This is a genomic window from Paenibacillus sp. L3-i20 (assembly GCF_022180385.2).
Taxonomy (GTDB): Bacteria; Bacillota; Bacilli; order Paenibacillales; family Paenibacillaceae; genus Pristimantibacillus.
Window position 1 is genome coordinate 1,018,888 of sequence record NZ_BQME02000002.1, and the last position, 17,620, is coordinate 1,036,507.

The window sequence follows — 17,620 nt, forward strand, 5'->3', positions numbered from 1 at the left end:
CGTTAATACATACATTTATATGTACGATGTTAACGCTCCAATTAATTCCACAATTGCCCAATCTTCATTATATTATTGTTATCAGATTTTGGATATAAAAAAGGAGGAATCAACAAAAATGTTGATTCCTCCCCACACCGCTACTATTACAGTTAATCTGCAAATCTTTTAGAAACATCCTTTACTTTTGTTGGAAATATATATAAAGTTGACTAACTATCAAACTTTACGCTTGTAGATTTGATTATTAGATTTATCCTGGTAGACTAGCTGCGCTTGAGTTTAATAATAAAACTAAAAAGGATGATTTTAATTTGAACTTACAGTCCTTATTTTCTGAAGAGATCGTCTTGCAGACCTCATTAAACGGAAATGCAAGTGATGTGTGGTTAGTGAAGACGGAATCTAATGAATATGTAGTTAGGTCCTCTGGCGTAGATGACACAATAGATGCTCCATTTTTATGGGCATGTAGAAATTTGTTCGGAATAGACTTAAGCCAAACATATCGTATTGAAAATATTAATATCCTTTTAGAACAAATAACTAAAAACATATCATTCCCCCGTGTTCTCCAAAAGGAAATGATTGATGGGAGACAAGTTATTGTAGTTGAAAAAATGAATGGTGAGAAATCCAAATTTTTAAATAAGTCAACTGGCACGATGGAGGACTTTGGGAAAACTATGGCTGAAATTCACTCGTATAAGTTGTATGAATGCGGTTGTCCTTATGGGGATATGCGATATCCATTAGAGCAATTTCCTGAGAAGCTTATTGAAGCTATTAAAGTGTTAACATCCCGTTATTACTCCTCAAATCCTGTCATTACTAATCAAGTAGACGTTTATTGCACTGCTGCTTTAAAGATGCCGATACCTAAGTTTGCTTCATATATTATGTTAGATATGGATCCACGACAGTTTCTATTTAATAATAACCGAGTAAATGCAATTGTAGATACCGAAGCGTATGTATTGGGGCCCCGTGAAATGGACCTTGTTGCGATTGAATGTTCCTTAGATGAAAATGGTGCTCGTGCCTTTAGAAAAGGATATACAAAAGTATTGTCATTCCCTGAATTATCCCAGATTCGAGAGTTGTATCGTTTCTTATTTTGTTTACTTGAAATAAAGGGGCCATCTTATGATCTTAAGCGATGGTTATCTCATCCTCACTACTTTAGTTAATAAACTGGTTAAATATAAAAAAGGAGCTGTCTCAAAAGTATAAATACTTACTTCATGAAACAGCTCGCATGATGAAAAATGGGAGAAAATAAGGAAATGGCGGTGCTAGGGAGGTTATCCCTGCACCGCCATTTCTGGCTTTTGGTCTATTGCCGCCTTCTTGAGCAGATTGTGGGCGAGCGAAAGCCACCCGACCTCAAGGCTTACTTTCGGCAGGCCTCGAAGCAGAAAACGCCGGAATCCCCGGTTGTTTTTCAGTTGTCCAAATACGCTTTCCGGTTCGATCATTCTTCGAACCGACAGCGCATACCCTTCCTCGCTCTTGAGTTTCTCGCGTATTTGTTTCTTGTAACGCAGATACTTCAGGCTCACGCTGATTTCTCGGTTTCCTTTGGCTTTTGTACAAGCCTCTTTGAGCGGACAGCCTTCGCAGTTTTCGCTTCGGTAGTGGCGCTTCCGTAACTCATATCCGCTTTCTGTCGTTTCCTTACTTTCATAGCGAAATAGTAGGTTACGCCCAGCAGCGCACGTCCATATGTCTTCGGCTTCGTCATACTGCCAGTTATCCAACTTACTGATATCTTGCTTCCACTTCTTCGATTTTTCCTTGTGGTATGTGCTGTACTTCACCACTGTTTCTAGTTGTTCGTTTTCCAAGTAAGCGTAATTTTCTTCCCCGCCGTATCCTGCGTCCGCGATAACTGTTTTCGGTATATTTCCCAGAGTTGCTTTTACCTTCTCTAAGTGGGGCTTGAGGCAACGTGTGTCTGTCGGGCGCTGGTGCAAACTGTAGCCGATAATGAACTGGTTTTCCGTTCCGATCTGTACATTGTAGCCAGGTTTGAGCTGGCCATTACGCATGTGATCTTCTTTCATTCGCATGAAAGTAGCGTCGGTATCGGTCTTGCTGAAGCTATTACGATCTCCGAGAATCTCCTGCTGTACTTCGTATTTTTGCAAGCGGGGGAGGAGGTCTTTGCGGATTGCCCGAACTGTTTTTTTCAATGGCTTGTCCTTAGGTTTCTCTTGTAGTTGCTCCTCTAGCTGCTTTACAGCCTCTTCCAGCTTTTCGCTGGTGATCTGTGTGGACTCGCCGAGTTCAGGAAGATCCCATCCGTGATGTTCTTGCTCTTCCTGACGCTCAGATTCTTCAATGGTAGCGAACAAAGTCTGGACTTTCTCCTGCAGCCTCGCCTTCTGTTTCACCACCGCTTTGCCCCAGACAAACGTATAGCGATTGGCGTTAGCTTCAATCTTGGTTCCGTCGACAAAGTAATGTTCAAGCCGCACGTATTTCTCCTCAGCCAGAAATTGTAGAACGGCGGTGAAGACGGTCTCGAGCACCGTCTTCATACGTTCAGAACGGAAACGGTTGATGGTGCGAAAGTCCGGCTGTTGTCTGCCTGCAATCCACATAAACATGACGTTTTCACGGACCGCTTTAGCGATTTGTCGAGACGAGTAGATCCGCTGGGTGTAGGCATAAACAATAACTTTGGTGAGCATTTTGGGGTGGTAGCTATCTCGGCCGCCACCAGGGTATGCGGAGGCAAAGATCCTGTCGCTAAGTCGGTTCACAGCGGCATTTACAATACGCACGAGGTGATTTTGAGGAATGTCATCCTCCAAATCCATTGGCAGGGTAAGTTGGTCCATGGTATATTGAATGTACAAAGAAATCGCTCCTTTTGGAATGGTTGGGTGGTACCTCCATTTTACCAAAAAGCGATTTCTTTTTGTTTATTCAGAACAAAAAAAGCTGTCCCTCAGGTCACTTTATGACCTTTTGGGACAGCCCCAATCAATCTATATTAGAATACTTTTGTCGTCCAAGATTCACAATTCCAAGTTTCCGTCACAACATCACGATAAAATTCCGGTTCGTGAGAAATGAGCAAGATGCTGCCTTTGAACGCCTTAAGTGCACGTTTTAGCTCGTCCTTCGCATCTACATCCAAATGGTTTGTAGGCTCATCGAGCACGAGAAGATTTGTTTCACGGTTAATCAGTTTACAAAGGCGAACTTTCGCCTTTTCCCCACCACTTAATACCGTAATCTTGCTCTCAATATGCTTCGTCGTCAAACCACATTTTGCTAATGCAGCACGAACTTCAAACTGATTAAATGATGGGAATTCTCCCCATACATCTTCGATACATGTCTTGTTGTTAGCTTCCTTTGATTCTTGTTCAAAGTATCCTATTTCAAGGTTCTCTCCGCGCTCAACAGTACCGGATACAGCTTGAATTTCTCCTAAGATACTGCGTAGCAATGTCGTTTTACCGATACCATTAGCACCAACAAGAGCGATCTTTTGTCCACGTTCCATCTTGAGGTCAAGCGCTCTAGATAATGGCTCTCCATAACCGATTACAAGATTTTTTGCTTCGAAAATAACTCGTCCAGCCGTTCTGCCCTCTTTGAAGTTGAACTGTGGCTTCGGCTTTTCCTTAGCTAGCTCAATAACATCCATCTTGTCGAGCTTCTTCTGACGTGACATCGCCATGTTACGAGTTGCAACACTTGCTTTGTTGCGAGCAACAAAATCCTTCAAGTCTGAAATTTCTTGCTGCTGACGTTTAAATGCTGATTCGAGCTGTTGTTTCTTCATCTCATGTACTTGTTGGAAATGCGTATAATCGCCAACATAACGGGATAATTCTTGATTTTCCATATGATAGATCAAGTTAATGACACTGTTTAGGAACGGAATATCATGTGAAATAAGAATAAATGCATTTTCATACTCTTGCAAATAACGTCTGAGCCATTCAATATGGACTTCGTCCAAATAGTTCGTAGGCTCATCCAGTAAAAGAATATCTGGTTTTTCTAGAAGAAGTTTTGCAAGAAGTACTTTTGTACGTTGTCCACCACTTAAATCGTTAACGTCTTTATCTAGCCCAACATCTGTTAGTCCTAGTCCACGTGCTGTTTCCTCGATCTTAGCATCGATCAAATAGAAATCTTGATTTGTCAGCGTGTCTTGTATGGTACCTACATCTTCGAGCATTTTTTCCAGCTCTTCTGGAGAAACCTCGCCCATACGTCCGTACATGTCATTCATCTCTTGCTCCATATCGAACAAGTATTGGAAAGCACCCTTCAGAACGTCGCGAATAGTCATTCCTTTGCTTAATACTGCATGTTGATCCAAATAACCAACGCGCATACGTTTGGACCATTCAACTTTGCCGTCATCCGGTTGTAATTTTCCTGTAATAATGTTCATGAAGGTAGATTTACCTTCACCGTTTGCACCAATTAACCCGATGTGCTCACCTTTCAGCAAGCGGAATGATACGTCGTTGAAGATGGCACGATCTCCAAAGCCGTGACTTAATCGTTCTACATTTAATATGCTCATTTATAGACACCTTTTCTGTTAGAGTTGATACTCGCTATATTATAAGCGTTTTGACTAGTTCAACTCAACACGAAATTAGCGGAAATAGCGAAAAAATACTGTAAATCACCCTAAATTCGATAACTTTCTTTATTCTTTACTCTTCCAAGAAAATGCGTCATTAATACTGGTAACGATATAAGTATAGGTGGATCATCCAGCCTAGGGCGATGAAGCGTTACTTCTTGATGGGGAATTTTCTCATCGGACTGTACAATAATGGCTTGCCTAGAGCGGGTTCTTAATGTTGTTTGTGGTAACAGCATATCAATTGCCCCTGCGCCCCATGAAATCGTTGTTGCCATTAAGTAATAAATACCTGGCTTTACATTTGGAAGCTCGAACTCCCCGAACGATGAAACTAAAGTTCCATACATCGGAAAACCTTCAGGAATTGGCTTTGCAAATAAACCAATCAATATTACTCCTTCAAAACAATGTTCTGAACTAATTGTACCGTATAATGTATGATTTTCAGGAAATGAAAAACTAGATGTCTGCCAATTATCTAGTTGCTTCAATGAAAGCAAATGCGTTTGTGCTTGCTCAACCGAATTGCGAAAATGTGCAGGTGTCATGCCAACCCGCTCTGTGAATCGTGTAGTGAAAGTGCCCAAACTTTGCTGTCCTACTTCTAGACCTATATCTCGAACACTAAGGTTCGTTCGTAATAATAAATTTTTGGCTCGCTCGAGACGCATCGATGAGACGTAATATAGTGGTGAAATCCCCATTTGTTCCTTAAACAAACGTATAAAGTGATAAGGACTATAAGCGACATGACTTGCTAAGCGTGCTAATGGAAGTGGATCATAGATATTCTGCTGAATATAGGATATTACTTCATCTATTTCCGATCTTATCTCGGTCACGTCTTACACCGCCCTTTTATCAGTTTTTACTGTATGAAAGGTTTACTTATTTACTTCATTCACTTTACCATCTTCATCCATTACGATCAAGTGTTCTGTTTTAAATAAAATTCAGTTTATAATCTCTTGTTAAGCCTCTTTCGCACATACGTTTTTTTGTAACCAAAAAAGACCATGACGAGTTCACTCATCATGGTCTTCCCTCTCCCCAATTATGATTCCGCTATAGTTTCGGTTTCTTTCACTTCATTAGAAGTGCGTAGTGGAATCTCTCTCAAAAATAATGACAATACAAACGCGATAACTACAAGTGCTGTACCTGCTAGGAAAACGGTTGTCAGCGATGAGCTGAGTGCCTCACGCAGTGTATCAATCAGGTTCGTAATTAATGGCTGAACATCAGCAGGCATTGAACTCTTTATTTCCTCTAGCTTAGGCTGATTAAGCAAAATTTGTGGATCATGGAATGCTGTCAGCTGTTTTGCTAATTCCGGATCTACATTATCAAAATTGAACCCTTCACCAGACGCAGCGAGCTTCTCCATATTTTTAACTAAAGAAGATTGCATTAGAGTCCCCATTATTGCAATACCGATCGTACCGCCAAGATTACGGAACAATTGTGAAGAAGCCGTTGCTACTCCAAGTTCCGTAGGTTTAACAGCATTTTGTACAGTTAGGGAGAATACTGGCATACCTACACCAAGACCAAGACCAAATACGATCATTGCAATGACAGCAAGCCAAACGCTATTCATAAAGGCCATAATCAGCATGCCTGCAATCATGATGGGCAAGCCCATTATTGCATAACGTTTGTACTTACCTGTTTTCGTAATTTGTCTACCGATTATTGTACTCGTAATGACCATAGCAATAGACATCGGCATCGTGACGTATCCAGAATAAGTTGCGGATATGCCTTCAACACCTTGAACGTAAAACGGAAGATAGATCAACGCACCCATCATACCAGCATTCATTAGAAATCCAATTGCATTCGAGATAGATACGATATCATTTTTGAATAATGAAAGTGGAAGAACTGGATTTTTAGCCTTTCTTTCCACAAGCACAAAAATAACTGCTGATACAAACGCTGCAACAAACAATCCAATGATTTCAAATGAACCCCACTCGTACTTCGTGCCAGCCCATGAGAATCCAAGTAGAAGTGTAATGATGACGATACTTAAGAAAAATGAACCCTCGTAATCAATTCTTTCTTTCGGTTTACGTTCAACCTTAGGAAATAACGTGAGAATCATAAAAAATGCTACAAATCCGAGCGGCAAGAATACCCAGAACAGCCACTTCCACGCGAAATTATCTACAAGCCAACCGCCAAGCGCTGGACCCAATATGCTTGAGAAGCCGAATACGCCCATCATAACTCCAGTCCATTTGCCTCGTTCACGCGGCGAAAACAAATCTCCAACAGCAGTGAACACTGTAGACATTATAATACCTGCCCCTAATCCTTGAACACCACGATAAATGATCAACTCGATAATGTCTCTAGAAAAGCCTGTCAAGAATGCACCAATCATGAAAATAACGATACCTATTAACAAAAAGGGCTTTCGTCCATAAATATCGGACAACTTCCCTACGAGCACAGTCGCAAGTGTCGATGTCAGCATGTAAATCGTAATGACCCAGCTGTAGTACTCCATCCCGTTAAGCTCAGCAATAATACGCGGCATTGCTGTACTTACGATCGTTTGGTTTATTGCAGAGAAAAACATAGCCATAATAATGGCTGCCATAATCGTGAGCTTTCTTTTATGTGATAAATGTTCCACCTATGTTCCGCTCCTTTAATAAAAACTACACTTAATCTTGCATTAGCTTCTTAACAAATCCGAAGAAACAACTTAGGAGGAGCTCTGTTGTGCGATAACTACCATCTTCTCCAAAATTTCCGTTGCTATTCGCCCCTCATCATCACTTAATTTGCTCATATAAGTGCCAACAATATCTTCACGAATAATTTGAGCTTTTTTCAAAATTTCGTGACCAGAAACCGTCACCTCAACCCAAATAACTCTGCGGTCAACAGTATCATCAACTCTTCTTACATAATTAGACTTTACCAGTCGATCAATCATAACAGTCACAGCGCTAGGTTTTACATCCATTTTTTCCGCTAACTCAGTTATTCTGCATCGATTGCTTTCTCGAATGTAATAAAGCATAAACATTTGAGTACCCGTAATTTGTGAGTTCATTTGCTTCATAATTTCTGAAGCAATTATTCGGTTAAGCAGTATGATTGATTTTTGAAACCGACTATTAAGTGTTGTCATAAATGTACCTCCTCACAATTGCTTTACAACTATATATTTAAACTATATAAATAATAATGAAATCAAAGTCCACTGTCAAGCGGTCTTATAGCTCCCCATCCAACGGATGGAAATATGAACAGAACATAGTGTCGATTATGATGACACCCTTCGTCAATTTGGTCAGAATAACTGTCGATAACTATTCAGCATCCGATGCACGTTGTGACAAACATTTTAACCACCCTCTGTTAGGATTATTACTATGTCGCCTATATACTACAGAGGAGTGTCGTAAATGAAATTGATTATGAATGAAAATTTTAACAACGAAACAATTGCTTTTGACGGATTTAGCTTTAAAAACTGCTGTTTCACAAATTGTGTTATCATTATTACTACGCTGGACTTTAACTTTGAAGGTTGTTCTTTCTTTGGATCTGCCTTGCATGTGAATCCGAACCTACCAGTATTTGAGGTGTCCCATCGTCTCTCACAGTCCGCTTATGACACAGATACACAATGCTTCCGGGATGATTATAAATATCCAAGAACGACAGTGCCGCTTCCTGTCTCCAGTGTGCATTAATTAACCCTTCAAATAGCACAAAAAAAGAAGAACCTCTGCCCAATGCACTGTGGCACATGGAGGTTCTTCTTTTTGTTTACTTATAAAACGTCTCATCGTTAGCGAGCCTTCACAATAATCTTCCGAATGCTTTCGCTCGAAAGATGATATTTCCGCTCCAATTCAGCTACTGACGCACCGTTCGTATAACATTGGAAAATCTCTTTGTTTCGATCTGCCAGCAGCTTCCGAGTTCCGCTGACTTCACCCCAGCTTGCACGCTGGTTGGATGGTTTAGGGATGTAGATTAGGTCGCCCTGAATATATTTTTGTAACTCTAATAGCAGGCTATGGGGAAGCACGTCTCTTCCATTTTTGTAGTTCACGATTTAGTTCCTCCTCAAATATGTTTAAACGTTTGGCTTGTGATTGATCTTTCATAGAAAAATTATTCATGTATAGCCGCCTCCCTTTCTTCCTCGAATTTTGTGGGGTGATCCCCTGCTTCTTATGAAGCTCATTTTCCATTATAATGAATATTGTATCCGTTAACAATCTTTTTCCAAAAAATTAGTTTCAATTGAAAAGTAAGAAGAGGCCCTTAGGCCTCTTCGGTTTAGGGGTCTCCGATTAAACGGAGACCACCTCTAGGATTTGAATCAAATTGATCAGCTCCTTTCATCCATAATTCGTCGGCCCGACTTCATCAGTATACTTCCATACGATGGAAACGCGCTAGCGAAAGAACAGCTATAAACTAAACTTTACCAAAACCCATTCCAGAATTGCTTGTGTTACGGATTAGGTTAAGGTTTGTTTAAGACAAATTACTTGGTGAAAGTGCTGGGTTGTTCTTTTTCCTAAGCTTTATTAATTCTGGATATACAACTCCTACGATGACGACAACTACACCTACCCATTGAAGCAAGGAAACTTCTTCATGCAGGACTAATGATGATAACATAACTGCAACCGGAAGCTCTGCTGCTCCGAGAATACCTGCCATACCTTCTCCGATATGCGGCACTCCGTATGCGAACAATAATGGCGGAATAAATGCGCCAAAAAATCCTAGAAGTGCACCAAACAAAATCAGATTGCTAAATATTTCCCCGTTCCACAAAAATTCCGGCGGGAACAAAATGAATACTAGCGTTAGTCCGCCTGTCAACATCCATTTAGTCCGTGTTACTGGTTCTTCGTCTGGTACAACTTTACCAGTGAATAACATGGTCAAAGAATAACTAACAGCAGCTAACAGTCCAAACACAACCCCTAATATATGGAAATTGTCAGCGCCGTTTTCAATCAATCCGCCTGCAAGTATCGTTCCGCCAAATAAAATGACAAGTGTAAGGTAAATGGTTCGATCCGGACGTTTCCGTAGTCTAATTGATTGTATTAGAACACTAATCCAAGTGAATTGGAATAACAATAATATGGCAACTGATGCAGGAATGTACTTCAATGATTGATAATAAAGCAGTCCTGTTAAGCCAATCGGAATACCCGCGGCCATTAGCATCAATCTCTTTTTCCAAGTAAAGGTACTTATCTTATTTGGGGCAGTTGGCTTTGACTTACTGGATGTCATAGCTCCAAGCTGAGCCTTCTTTTTCTTCTTAAGATCCATAAATGTTGCAAGCAGCCAAGTTAAAACAAATCCAACAAACATTTGAGTTCCTACCACTTCGCCTAATGTGTAACCTTCAGCGTATGCAAGCACAACAAACGTTGATAAAATACCATAGCTCGCCGCCGCAGCAAACACGGCCAAAAAATACTTCATTTTTGTTTCCTCCTCCAGAGCTTGCAATGCAAACCTGTTGCATAGCATGTGCTTAAAGTTTGCGAAGCAACCTTTCTTCGTAAGCACTTGCCAAAAATTTGCGTTGCCAACCTTTTTCTATTCTTTTTTTGGGCCATTATTGACGTGTCAACGCAAAAAAGCTACGGATAGTAGAGTCTTATTCTGAGAATAAGACTTACCATTCGTAGCAAGGAAGTAAGGCTTCCCGTAGATACCCCCACCCTGTGCCCAAGGCCGTTATGTGAGGTTATACGAATTCATAGGTGTCGACAACGTGATGACCAGAGTCTATTGTTGCACCTTGAAGCCGGTTCTGTCAACAGTTTTTTGCAATGCTAAAAGTAACGCCTAATCTATTCCATTTGATGTATACGGATCAAGTTCGTAGCGCCAGCTTTACCACTAGGAACGCCAGCAGAAATGATTACGAAGTCACCTGATTGAAGAAGTTTTGTTCTACTGCCATTACGGATAGCCGATTTAAACATCTCGTCAGTTGTGGATGTGGACTCGCCTTTGATTGGAATTACTCCACGAACAAGAGTTAGGCGCTTAAGAACATGATCATGCGCTGTAATAGCAATGATCGGTGCTTTAGGATGGTATTTAGAAACCATACGTGCAGAGAATCCACTTTCAGTAGGTGTCAAGATAGCCTTCGCATCCAACTGCAAAGATGAACTTACAACAGCTTGGCTAATTACTTCTGTAACAGAAGATGATTGAACGGTCATCATCGATTGGTATCGATCTGCGTAATCAATTGTTGATTCAGCACGACTTGCGATCATCTCCATCATTTTAACGGATTCTAAAGGATACTTCCCTGCTGCTGTTTCACCTGAAAGCATAATAGCATCTGCTCCTTGAAGAACAGCATTCGCTACATCACTTACTTCAGCGCGTGTAGGTCTAGGATTAACCTGCATGGAGTCGAGCATCTGTGTAGCAACAATGACTGGTTTACCTGCCATGTTACACTTTTGGATCATCTTGCGCTGGATCATTGGTACATCTTCAGCTGGAATTTCAACGCCGAGATCTCCGCGAGCAACCATAATTCCATCCGAAACTTCAATAATGGAGTCTAAGTTTTCGACGCCTTCTTCATTTTCTATTTTAGAAATAATTTGCACATGACCTGCATTTGCTTGCTCCAGCAATTGACGAACGTGAAGAATATCTTCAGCCTTACGAACGAATGAAACTGCAATCATATCGACGCCTTCTTGAACGCCAAATGCAATATGACGAATATCCTTTTCTGTGACACCAGGCAAAGTTGTACGAATACTTGGTAGATTAACGCCCTTACGTGGCTTCAATAGTCCACCATTCATTATTTTGCAGTGAATTTCAGTATCCTCAATAGAATCAACAATGAGCTCAATCAAACCATCATCAATCAATATATGACTGCCTGTCGTTACAACCTGAGGCAACTCATCGTAACTAACCGATACACATTGTCCATTACCTTCAATTATTCTTGTCGTAAGGGTGAGCATGCCACCTGTTTGCAATTCATAGCTGCTCTCTTGCAAAGTACCGATTCTTATTTCTGGACCTTTAATGTCCATCATAACAGCAACGACAGCCGAAGCTTCTGCTGCTGCTTGTCTAATTAAGCTAATGCGACCGCTATGATCCGACAGCTCTCCGTGTGCCATATTCAAACGAGCCACATTCATGCCCGCGTTCATCATTTCTTTTAGAATTGAGATCGAATTGCTCGATGGTCCCATTGTACAAACGATTTTTGTTAAGCTCATTTCGTAATCCCTCCATCATTTAACTGTGTTCATTGTAGTTGAAAAGAAAGACATCGTACACGTACTATAGTAAGATAAAAGTACTATAGTAAGATGAGGTGTAGAATGCTGTCGATTAAAGGGCTGCGACTTGACCATGGAATGAGTTGGTTCGAGGAACACGATGACCCCTCTCCAAACGCTTGGCTAGTTATTGTTACCTATGGCAAATGTATTTATTGGATTAATGGGGAAAAAACGATATTGGAACGTGGAGATTTTCTACTCATTCAACCCGGCGTACATTTCTATGGCAAAAGTGTGCCAACTGTTTTCCACGAAAAGTTTGTGATTCAACTAGCACTTAACGAAGAAGCAATACAAACGTTATCCGTTTTGCAAAAACCAATATTCGTGTGCTCCAGAGTTGGTTGCTTTGAACTCATACTGGAACGACTGCGAGTAGTATGGAAAGAATGGCAAGAGTCTATATCCTATTGTTCGATTCGAGCTATTTCTTTAGTCCTTGATGCATTATCCCTATGGAGTCGAGAAATCGATCGTGGTGATGAAGCAACAATCACCTTGCAACATACGGAGAAGATGAAAGCCTATATTCAAGAATTTTATCGTGGCAAAATAACGAAGGAACAGCTAGGTGCCTGCATCGGCAGAACTCCCAACCATGCTGCTGCACTATTTCGCAGAGTAACCGGACAAACAATTAGTGACTATGTACATGCTACACGGATGCGCACTGCTACCTATTTGTTAAAGGATTCATTGTTGACCATTACAGAAATTTCAGAATATCTCGGATACTCGGATGTATCTTATTTTCAACGCGTGTTTAAACGAAGCATCGGACTTTCACCAACACATTATTTAAAGCTGCAGGGGTAAGAAAGCTTAACCTGATCATTCGTAAAAGCAAGACCACATTTGTTATCTGCAACCAGCGTTCATTTTGTAGCCATTATTGTATGTAATCTCGATTTTCACACATTCTTTTATAATAATATAAACGTAATTGCAATACATTTTCGCATCTTCGAAACATACAAAATGGAGTGAGTGAAATATGAATACTTTTGAAACCGATGGGGTCGTTCGCTCAGTTTGTCCGTTCGACTGTCCTGACACTTGTGGTCTTCATGTTACGATTTCCGAAGGTAAAATTAAGACGATTACTGGAGATTCCGATCATCCCATTACAAAAGGTGCTATTTGTAATAAAGTAAGACATTTACCTGAGCGGATCTATCATCCAGATCGTCTTCTCTATCCGATGCGACGTAATGGGCCCAAAGGAACTTTGGCATTCGAGAGAATTAGCTGGGTAGAAGCGTACGAAGAAATTACGTCAAAGATGAAGAGTCTTATCGTCGAACATGGAGCTGCTTCCATTCTTCCCTATAGCTTCTACGGTAATATGGGCGTATTGAATGCGGAAGGCATGGATCGACGTTTCTTCCATCGGCTTGGCGCAAGTCAGCTTGATCGTACAATATGTAATGCAGCTGGATCAAAGGGTTACAGCTACACGATGGGTGGATCAGTAGGCATTGATCCAGAGGATACTGTTCATACAAAATTATTTTTAATCTGGGGTTGTAATCTAGTATCTACAAATATGCATCAGACGATGCTCGCAACAGAAGCACGCAGAAACGGTGCAAAAATAATTCATATAGATGTACATCGCAATCGCACCTCCGCTTGGGCAGATGAATTTATTCATCTAAGACCTGGCAGTGATGCTGCACTTGCGCTTGGTATTATGCATATCGTAATACGTGACAATTATGTGGACGAGCAATTTATTCGCAACTATACCGTTGGTTATGAGGAGCTTAAGGAACAAGCAGCTCATTATCCGCCATCCATCGTCTCTGAAATAACCGGTGTTTCGGTGGAACAAATAGAAGAGCTGGGTAAACTTTATGGAACAACCACCCCTTCCTTTATTCGAATTGGCAATGGCCTTCAGCATCACGACAATGGCGGTATGATCATTCGTACAATTTCATGTCTTCCTGCATTAACTGGGCAATGGGCCGTTCAAGGCGGCGGTGCGATGAAGGGAAATAGCTGGTATTCAAGGCTGAACAACGCTGCACTTGAACGTAAAGACTTATTGCCTGATCCAGACGTTCGAACGATCAATATGAACCAACTCGGCGATGCATTAATGGATTTGACCCCATCCGTGCGTATGTTGTTCGTTTATAACAGTAATCCTGCTATCGTTGCGCCCGATCAACAAAAAGTACGCGCAGGATTATTACGAGAAGACTTGTTTACGGTGACTCATGATCTTTTCTTAACGGATACATGCAAATATTCGGATATTGTGCTCCCTGCTACGTCACATTTTGAAAATATTGATTTGTACTCCTCTTACTGGCATCTTTATATGCAGTTGAACGAACCTATTATAGAAACTGTTGGTGAATGTAAATCTAATTTCACCTTATTTAAAGAACTTGCTCTCCGCATGGGCTTTGAAAAAGAGTTGTTTGATCTAACAGAAGAAGAAATGATCGGAGTAGCACTCGACTCCGTCAATAATCCACTACTTGAAGGTATTACTTACGATGCGTTAAAAGAAAATAAATATATGAAAGCTGGCGGTGGAAACCTGCCCCCCATCATGGAGCGAATTCCAACTCCTAGTGGGAAAATAGAGCTTTATTCAGATTCAATGAGCAAAGCTGGCTTGCCTCCTGTTCCCAAATATACGCCGCTGCAGGAGCCGCTTACTTATCCGTTTTTACTTATGACAGGACCAAATCATAGTTTTATTAACTCAACGTTCGCTAATCAGGCACGTCTGCAGAAGCTAGAAAAAGGACCAATCCTGCATATGAATGAGCTAGATGCTATAGATTTAAATCTTACTGATGGAGAGCTTGTGCGTGTTCGGAATGATCGTGGAGAAGCTGAGCTTACTCTTAAGCTCGGCAGTGATGTATTACCTGGCGTTCTTGCTACACAAGGTTTATGGTGGGACGATCAAGAAGGCGTAAGGAACCCCGTTAATGCATTGACCCCTCAGAGACTTGCTGATATGGGGGGAGGAGCTACCTTCTTCTCTAATCGTGTTGAGGTACTTAAAGGTAGTTGATAAAAAGCACATTCGGTGCGATTGATATTAACGACTTGCAAAGTAAAAGAGCCACATAAGAAGCTTATCTTCTTATGTGGCTCTCGTTATTATATTGCAAATTCAGGGACAAGATATCGTGGCTGTTTACCTTGTAGTACTGCAACTAAATTACGAGCAGCTACCATTGCCATCTCATCACGAGTTTTTACAGTTGCAGACCCGATATGCGGGAGAAGAAGCACATTGGGCAGAGCAAGCAATGGATGATCTTTAGGTAGTGGCTCTTGTAGGAACACATCGAGTCCAGCTCCTCCAATGGACCCTTCTCGAAGTGCATCGATTAATGCAGCTTCGTCAATAGTAGCACCACGTGAAACGTTAATAAAAATAGCTGACGACTTCATTAATCCGAGTTCTCGTTTCCCTATCATTCCTTTTGTTGCATCTGTTAAAGGGGTTAGCATGACGACAAAATCGTTATGTGCCAGTAACTCATCAAGTTCAGCATAGGTAACACCATATTTTTGTTCTGCTTCTATTTTACGTGAACGATTGTGATATTGGACTTCCATTTCAAATCCGAATATTGCACGACGTGCAACAGATTCACCAATTCTACCCATACCGATTATTCCGAGCTTTGCATGATGTACATCGACACCATACAAGTTTTCTCCATCACTGCGTTTCCATTGTCCAGCTCTTATATACTGATCAAGTTCAGCTACACGTCTTGCACTTCCAAGCATAAGCGAAAAAACAAGGTCTGCAACTGTTTCATCGAGCACCTCAGGTGTGTGAGTACCTAATACGCCTCGCTCCTTCATCGCCTCAATGTCGAAGTGATTATAACCTACTGTAATTGTACTAACACCTTTAAGCTTCGGAGCTTCCGCTAGCAGTGCAGCGTCAATTCTGCGTCCAGATGTTATGTAACCATCAGCAGTATTTAATCGTTTGTACAATTGGTCTCTAGGAATCGTATCTTCCTCTTCCCAAAGATCTAACGTGCAATGTTCGATTAAATAAGTCTTAACTTCATCTGGAATTGTCCGGTCAATGAAAACATGTGGTTTCAAGTGAAAGACACCTCATCTAGTTGTTAGGTATGGATAATGGCGTGTAGCCGGTTTTTTCAACAAGCTCCTGTCCCTGCTTCGAAATTATCCATTCAATAAAAGGTTCGACATTCGGATTGTCCGTACCTGCCGTCACTGCATAAAAAGGGCTGGAAAGCGGATAACTCTCATTCGAGATATTGTCCCTATTTGGTGCAACCCCATCAATTTCTAACAATCGAATCTTACCGTTCTTAACCATCTGCGTGGAATAAAAGAGAAATGAATATCCGATTGCGTTTGGATAATTGCGATAATCTGATGTTTGTTCTATTATGCCTCCCATCGCACCTGCTACATCCTCTTTTGGGGGTGACATTAACGTTTTGTGCTCCATAAGCCGCTGTAGAGCAGATTGACTGCCGCTTCCTTCTGGTCTTTGGAACGCTCTAATGTTTGCATCATCACCGCCAAGCTGCAACCAATTCGTTATTTCTCCAGAATAAATGTCTGTCAGTTGCTCCTTCGTTACACCTTGCACTGGATTTTTCGCCTGAACGAAGAAGACGAACGCCTCGCTGCCAATCGGAGTAAGCTTGAGTTCTATTCCCATGCTTTTAGCTCTGGCTAACTGATGCTCTGATGGAGCTGCAGCAAAGATAATGTCCGCTTTACCAGTCATAAGATTTTCATAAGCTTGAATCGTTTTTGTTACCATCACTTCACTCATGCTGCTGTATGTACTATATTCCTTCTCTGGGTATACGGCCTGAACAAATGCAGCATACAATGGATACAATGCAGTCGCACCATCCAAAATGGGCAAATCGTCCTTAATTGAAAAAGTAGAAGGTTCATTCAACTTCACTGCTTTGGAACCTTCAATAAATGGCTCATATTCATACAACCTTACTTCAGCCTCACCAATCCTTGTAAATCTCTCTTGATAAGCCTGATTGATTTCATAGCCGCTAATAACAATAAGCAAAATAAGCATTAAAGCCCCTACTCCACACCAATAATTCCTTTTATTAAACCATCCGCCTAGTCCAATTACGAGTACGACCATTATGCCAATAAACACCCACATAACTAACCAAGTATAAAATGAATCTGCACCATTAAGTGAAGTGATTAACATAGCAAAAAATCCGAAAAAACTCAGCAAAAGTATTGAAACAACGCCAAGTATGATACGTCCCCAAACATTACTTTTCATTATGTAACAACCTCCACTTACTCATTAATTTCCATACTAAGGAAAATAATCGAATTTTAATAGTACCATTTTAGTGTAGTACCGCAGCCTAACAGTGGTTTACTTTCCCACCATAAACCCTTCCCCAAAAGGAGAAACTAAACTTGCTTCAAAATCGAACGACCATTATTGAATGGAGGTAAGACATGGGACGTCACAAGCATGGAACACCAGCAGGCAAAAACTTTGCCTACCGAGCAAATGACAAAATTGCTGAAAATAATGTCGCTGCATCCACATCCAATCATAAAAATCAAAAAGGCAACATTCCGAATAGCCCTTCTACCGGCTAACTGAATCACAAAAAAG

The 17,620-nt window shown here is 41.0% G+C and carries 15 protein-coding genes; 5 read left to right on the forward strand and 10 right to left on the reverse strand.

Going from position 1 to position 17,620, the window contains the following annotated elements; all coding sequences use genetic code 11:
* Positions 1–314: 314 nt before the first annotated feature.
* Positions 315–1,190, forward strand: a complete 876-nt coding sequence (locus tag MFF31_RS18095) for a phosphotransferase (protein WP_238189759.1) — start codon at positions 315–317, stop codon at positions 1,188–1,190.
* Between the two features lie 114 nt (positions 1,191–1,304).
* Here the strand turns inward: MFF31_RS18095 and MFF31_RS18100 are convergent, their stop codons facing one another.
* From MFF31_RS18100 to MFF31_RS18120, 5 genes are all read right to left on the reverse strand, one after another.
* A complete protein-coding gene (locus MFF31_RS18100) occupies positions 1,305–2,864 on the reverse strand; it encodes an IS1182 family transposase (RefSeq protein WP_238187063.1) in 1,560 nt (519 codons plus the stop codon).
* Positions 2,865–3,001: 137 nt separating this feature from the next.
* Positions 3,002–4,558 (reverse strand): ABC-F family ATP-binding cassette domain-containing protein, encoded by a 1,557-nt coding sequence (locus MFF31_RS18105; RefSeq protein ID WP_238189761.1) that lies wholly within the window; start codon positions 4,556–4,558, stop codon positions 3,002–3,004.
* A gap of 110 nt (positions 4,559–4,668) precedes the next feature.
* The gene (locus MFF31_RS18110) at positions 4,669–5,469 is read right to left on the reverse strand and encodes a helix-turn-helix domain-containing protein (protein WP_238189763.1); all 801 of its coding nucleotides are present in this window, start codon (positions 5,467–5,469) and stop codon (positions 4,669–4,671) included.
* Positions 5,470–5,681: 212 nt separating this feature from the next.
* A complete protein-coding gene (locus tag MFF31_RS18115) occupies positions 5,682–7,274 on the reverse strand; it encodes an MDR family MFS transporter (protein WP_238189764.1) in 1,593 nt (530 codons plus the stop codon).
* A gap of 72 nt (positions 7,275–7,346) precedes the next feature.
* Positions 7,347–7,778, reverse strand: coding sequence for a MarR family winged helix-turn-helix transcriptional regulator (locus MFF31_RS18120; RefSeq protein ID WP_238189766.1), 432 nt, complete (start codon positions 7,776–7,778; stop codon positions 7,347–7,349).
* A gap of 277 nt (positions 7,779–8,055) precedes the next feature.
* On the opposite strand from MFF31_RS18120, the gene MFF31_RS18125 reads away from it, so the two are divergent.
* Positions 8,056–8,346 (forward strand): hypothetical protein, encoded by a 291-nt coding sequence (locus tag MFF31_RS18125; protein WP_238189768.1) that lies wholly within the window; start codon positions 8,056–8,058, stop codon positions 8,344–8,346.
* A 98-nt stretch (positions 8,347–8,444) separates the two neighbouring features.
* Here MFF31_RS18125 and MFF31_RS18130 read toward each other — a convergent pair whose 3' ends face one another.
* The 3 genes from MFF31_RS18130 to pyk form a co-directional block, all read right to left on the reverse strand.
* The gene (locus MFF31_RS18130) at positions 8,445–8,711 is read right to left on the reverse strand and encodes a CD3324 family protein (RefSeq protein WP_238189769.1); all 267 of its coding nucleotides are present in this window, start codon (positions 8,709–8,711) and stop codon (positions 8,445–8,447) included.
* Between the two features lie 431 nt (positions 8,712–9,142).
* Positions 9,143–10,114: an EamA family transporter gene (locus MFF31_RS18135; protein WP_238189770.1), complete on the reverse strand. Its 972-nt coding sequence runs from the start codon at positions 10,112–10,114 to the stop codon at positions 9,143–9,145.
* A gap of 374 nt (positions 10,115–10,488) precedes the next feature.
* A complete protein-coding gene (gene pyk, locus MFF31_RS18140; protein WP_238189772.1) occupies positions 10,489–11,907 on the reverse strand; it encodes a pyruvate kinase in 1,419 nt (472 codons plus the stop codon).
* 105 nt (positions 11,908–12,012) lie between these two features.
* Here pyk and MFF31_RS18145 point away from each other — a divergent pair, with 105 nt between their 5' ends.
* Both MFF31_RS18145 and MFF31_RS18150 read left to right on the forward strand, forming a co-directional pair.
* Complete coding sequence (locus tag MFF31_RS18145) at positions 12,013–12,789, forward strand: helix-turn-helix transcriptional regulator (RefSeq protein ID WP_238189773.1); 777 nt, start codon at positions 12,013–12,015, stop codon at positions 12,787–12,789.
* A 178-nt stretch (positions 12,790–12,967) separates the two neighbouring features.
* Positions 12,968–15,013: a molybdopterin oxidoreductase family protein gene (locus MFF31_RS18150; RefSeq protein WP_238189775.1), complete on the forward strand. Its 2,046-nt coding sequence runs from the start codon at positions 12,968–12,970 to the stop codon at positions 15,011–15,013.
* 89 nt (positions 15,014–15,102) lie between these two features.
* On the opposite strand, the gene MFF31_RS18155 is transcribed toward MFF31_RS18150, so the two are convergent.
* A complete protein-coding gene (locus MFF31_RS18155) occupies positions 15,103–16,074 on the reverse strand; it encodes a 2-hydroxyacid dehydrogenase (protein ID WP_238189777.1) in 972 nt (323 codons plus the stop codon).
* A gap of 16 nt (positions 16,075–16,090) precedes the next feature.
* Positions 16,091–17,272: a substrate-binding domain-containing protein gene (locus tag MFF31_RS18160; protein WP_238189778.1), complete on the reverse strand. Its 1,182-nt coding sequence runs from the start codon at positions 17,270–17,272 to the stop codon at positions 16,091–16,093.
* A gap of 185 nt (positions 17,273–17,457) precedes the next feature.
* Between MFF31_RS18160 and MFF31_RS18165 the strand changes: the two genes are divergently transcribed.
* Positions 17,458–17,604 carry a hypothetical protein gene (locus MFF31_RS18165; protein ID WP_238189780.1) on the forward strand — a complete coding sequence of 49 codons (147 nt, stop codon included), beginning with the start codon at positions 17,458–17,460 and terminating at the stop codon, positions 17,602–17,604.
* Positions 17,605–17,620 lie beyond the last annotated feature (16 nt).

Coding starts and splice junctions, on each gene's coding strand:
- MFF31_RS18105 (WP_238189761.1), bottom strand. CDS start 4,558: ATGAGCATATTAAATGTAGAACGATTAAGTCACGGCTTTGGAGATCGT.
- MFF31_RS18120 (WP_238189766.1), bottom strand. CDS start 7,778: ATGACAACACTTAATAGTCGGTTTCAAAAATCAATCATACTGCTTAAC.
- MFF31_RS18125 (WP_238189768.1), top strand. CDS start 8,056: ATGAAATTGATTATGAATGAAAATTTTAACAACGAAACAATTGCTTTT.
- MFF31_RS18135 (WP_238189770.1), bottom strand. CDS start 10,114: ATGAAGTATTTTTTGGCCGTGTTTGCTGCGGCGGCGAGCTATGGTATT.
- pyk (WP_238189772.1), bottom strand. CDS start 11,907: ATGAGCTTAACAAAAATCGTTTGTACAATGGGACCATCGAGCAATTCG.
- MFF31_RS18145 (WP_238189773.1), top strand. CDS start 12,013: ATGCTGTCGATTAAAGGGCTGCGACTTGACCATGGAATGAGTTGGTTC.
- MFF31_RS18150 (WP_238189775.1), top strand. CDS start 12,968: ATGAATACTTTTGAAACCGATGGGGTCGTTCGCTCAGTTTGTCCGTTC.
- MFF31_RS18160 (WP_238189778.1), bottom strand. CDS start 17,272: ATGAAAAGTAATGTTTGGGGACGTATCATACTTGGCGTTGTTTCAATA.
- MFF31_RS18165 (WP_238189780.1), top strand. CDS start 17,458: ATGGGACGTCACAAGCATGGAACACCAGCAGGCAAAAACTTTGCCTAC.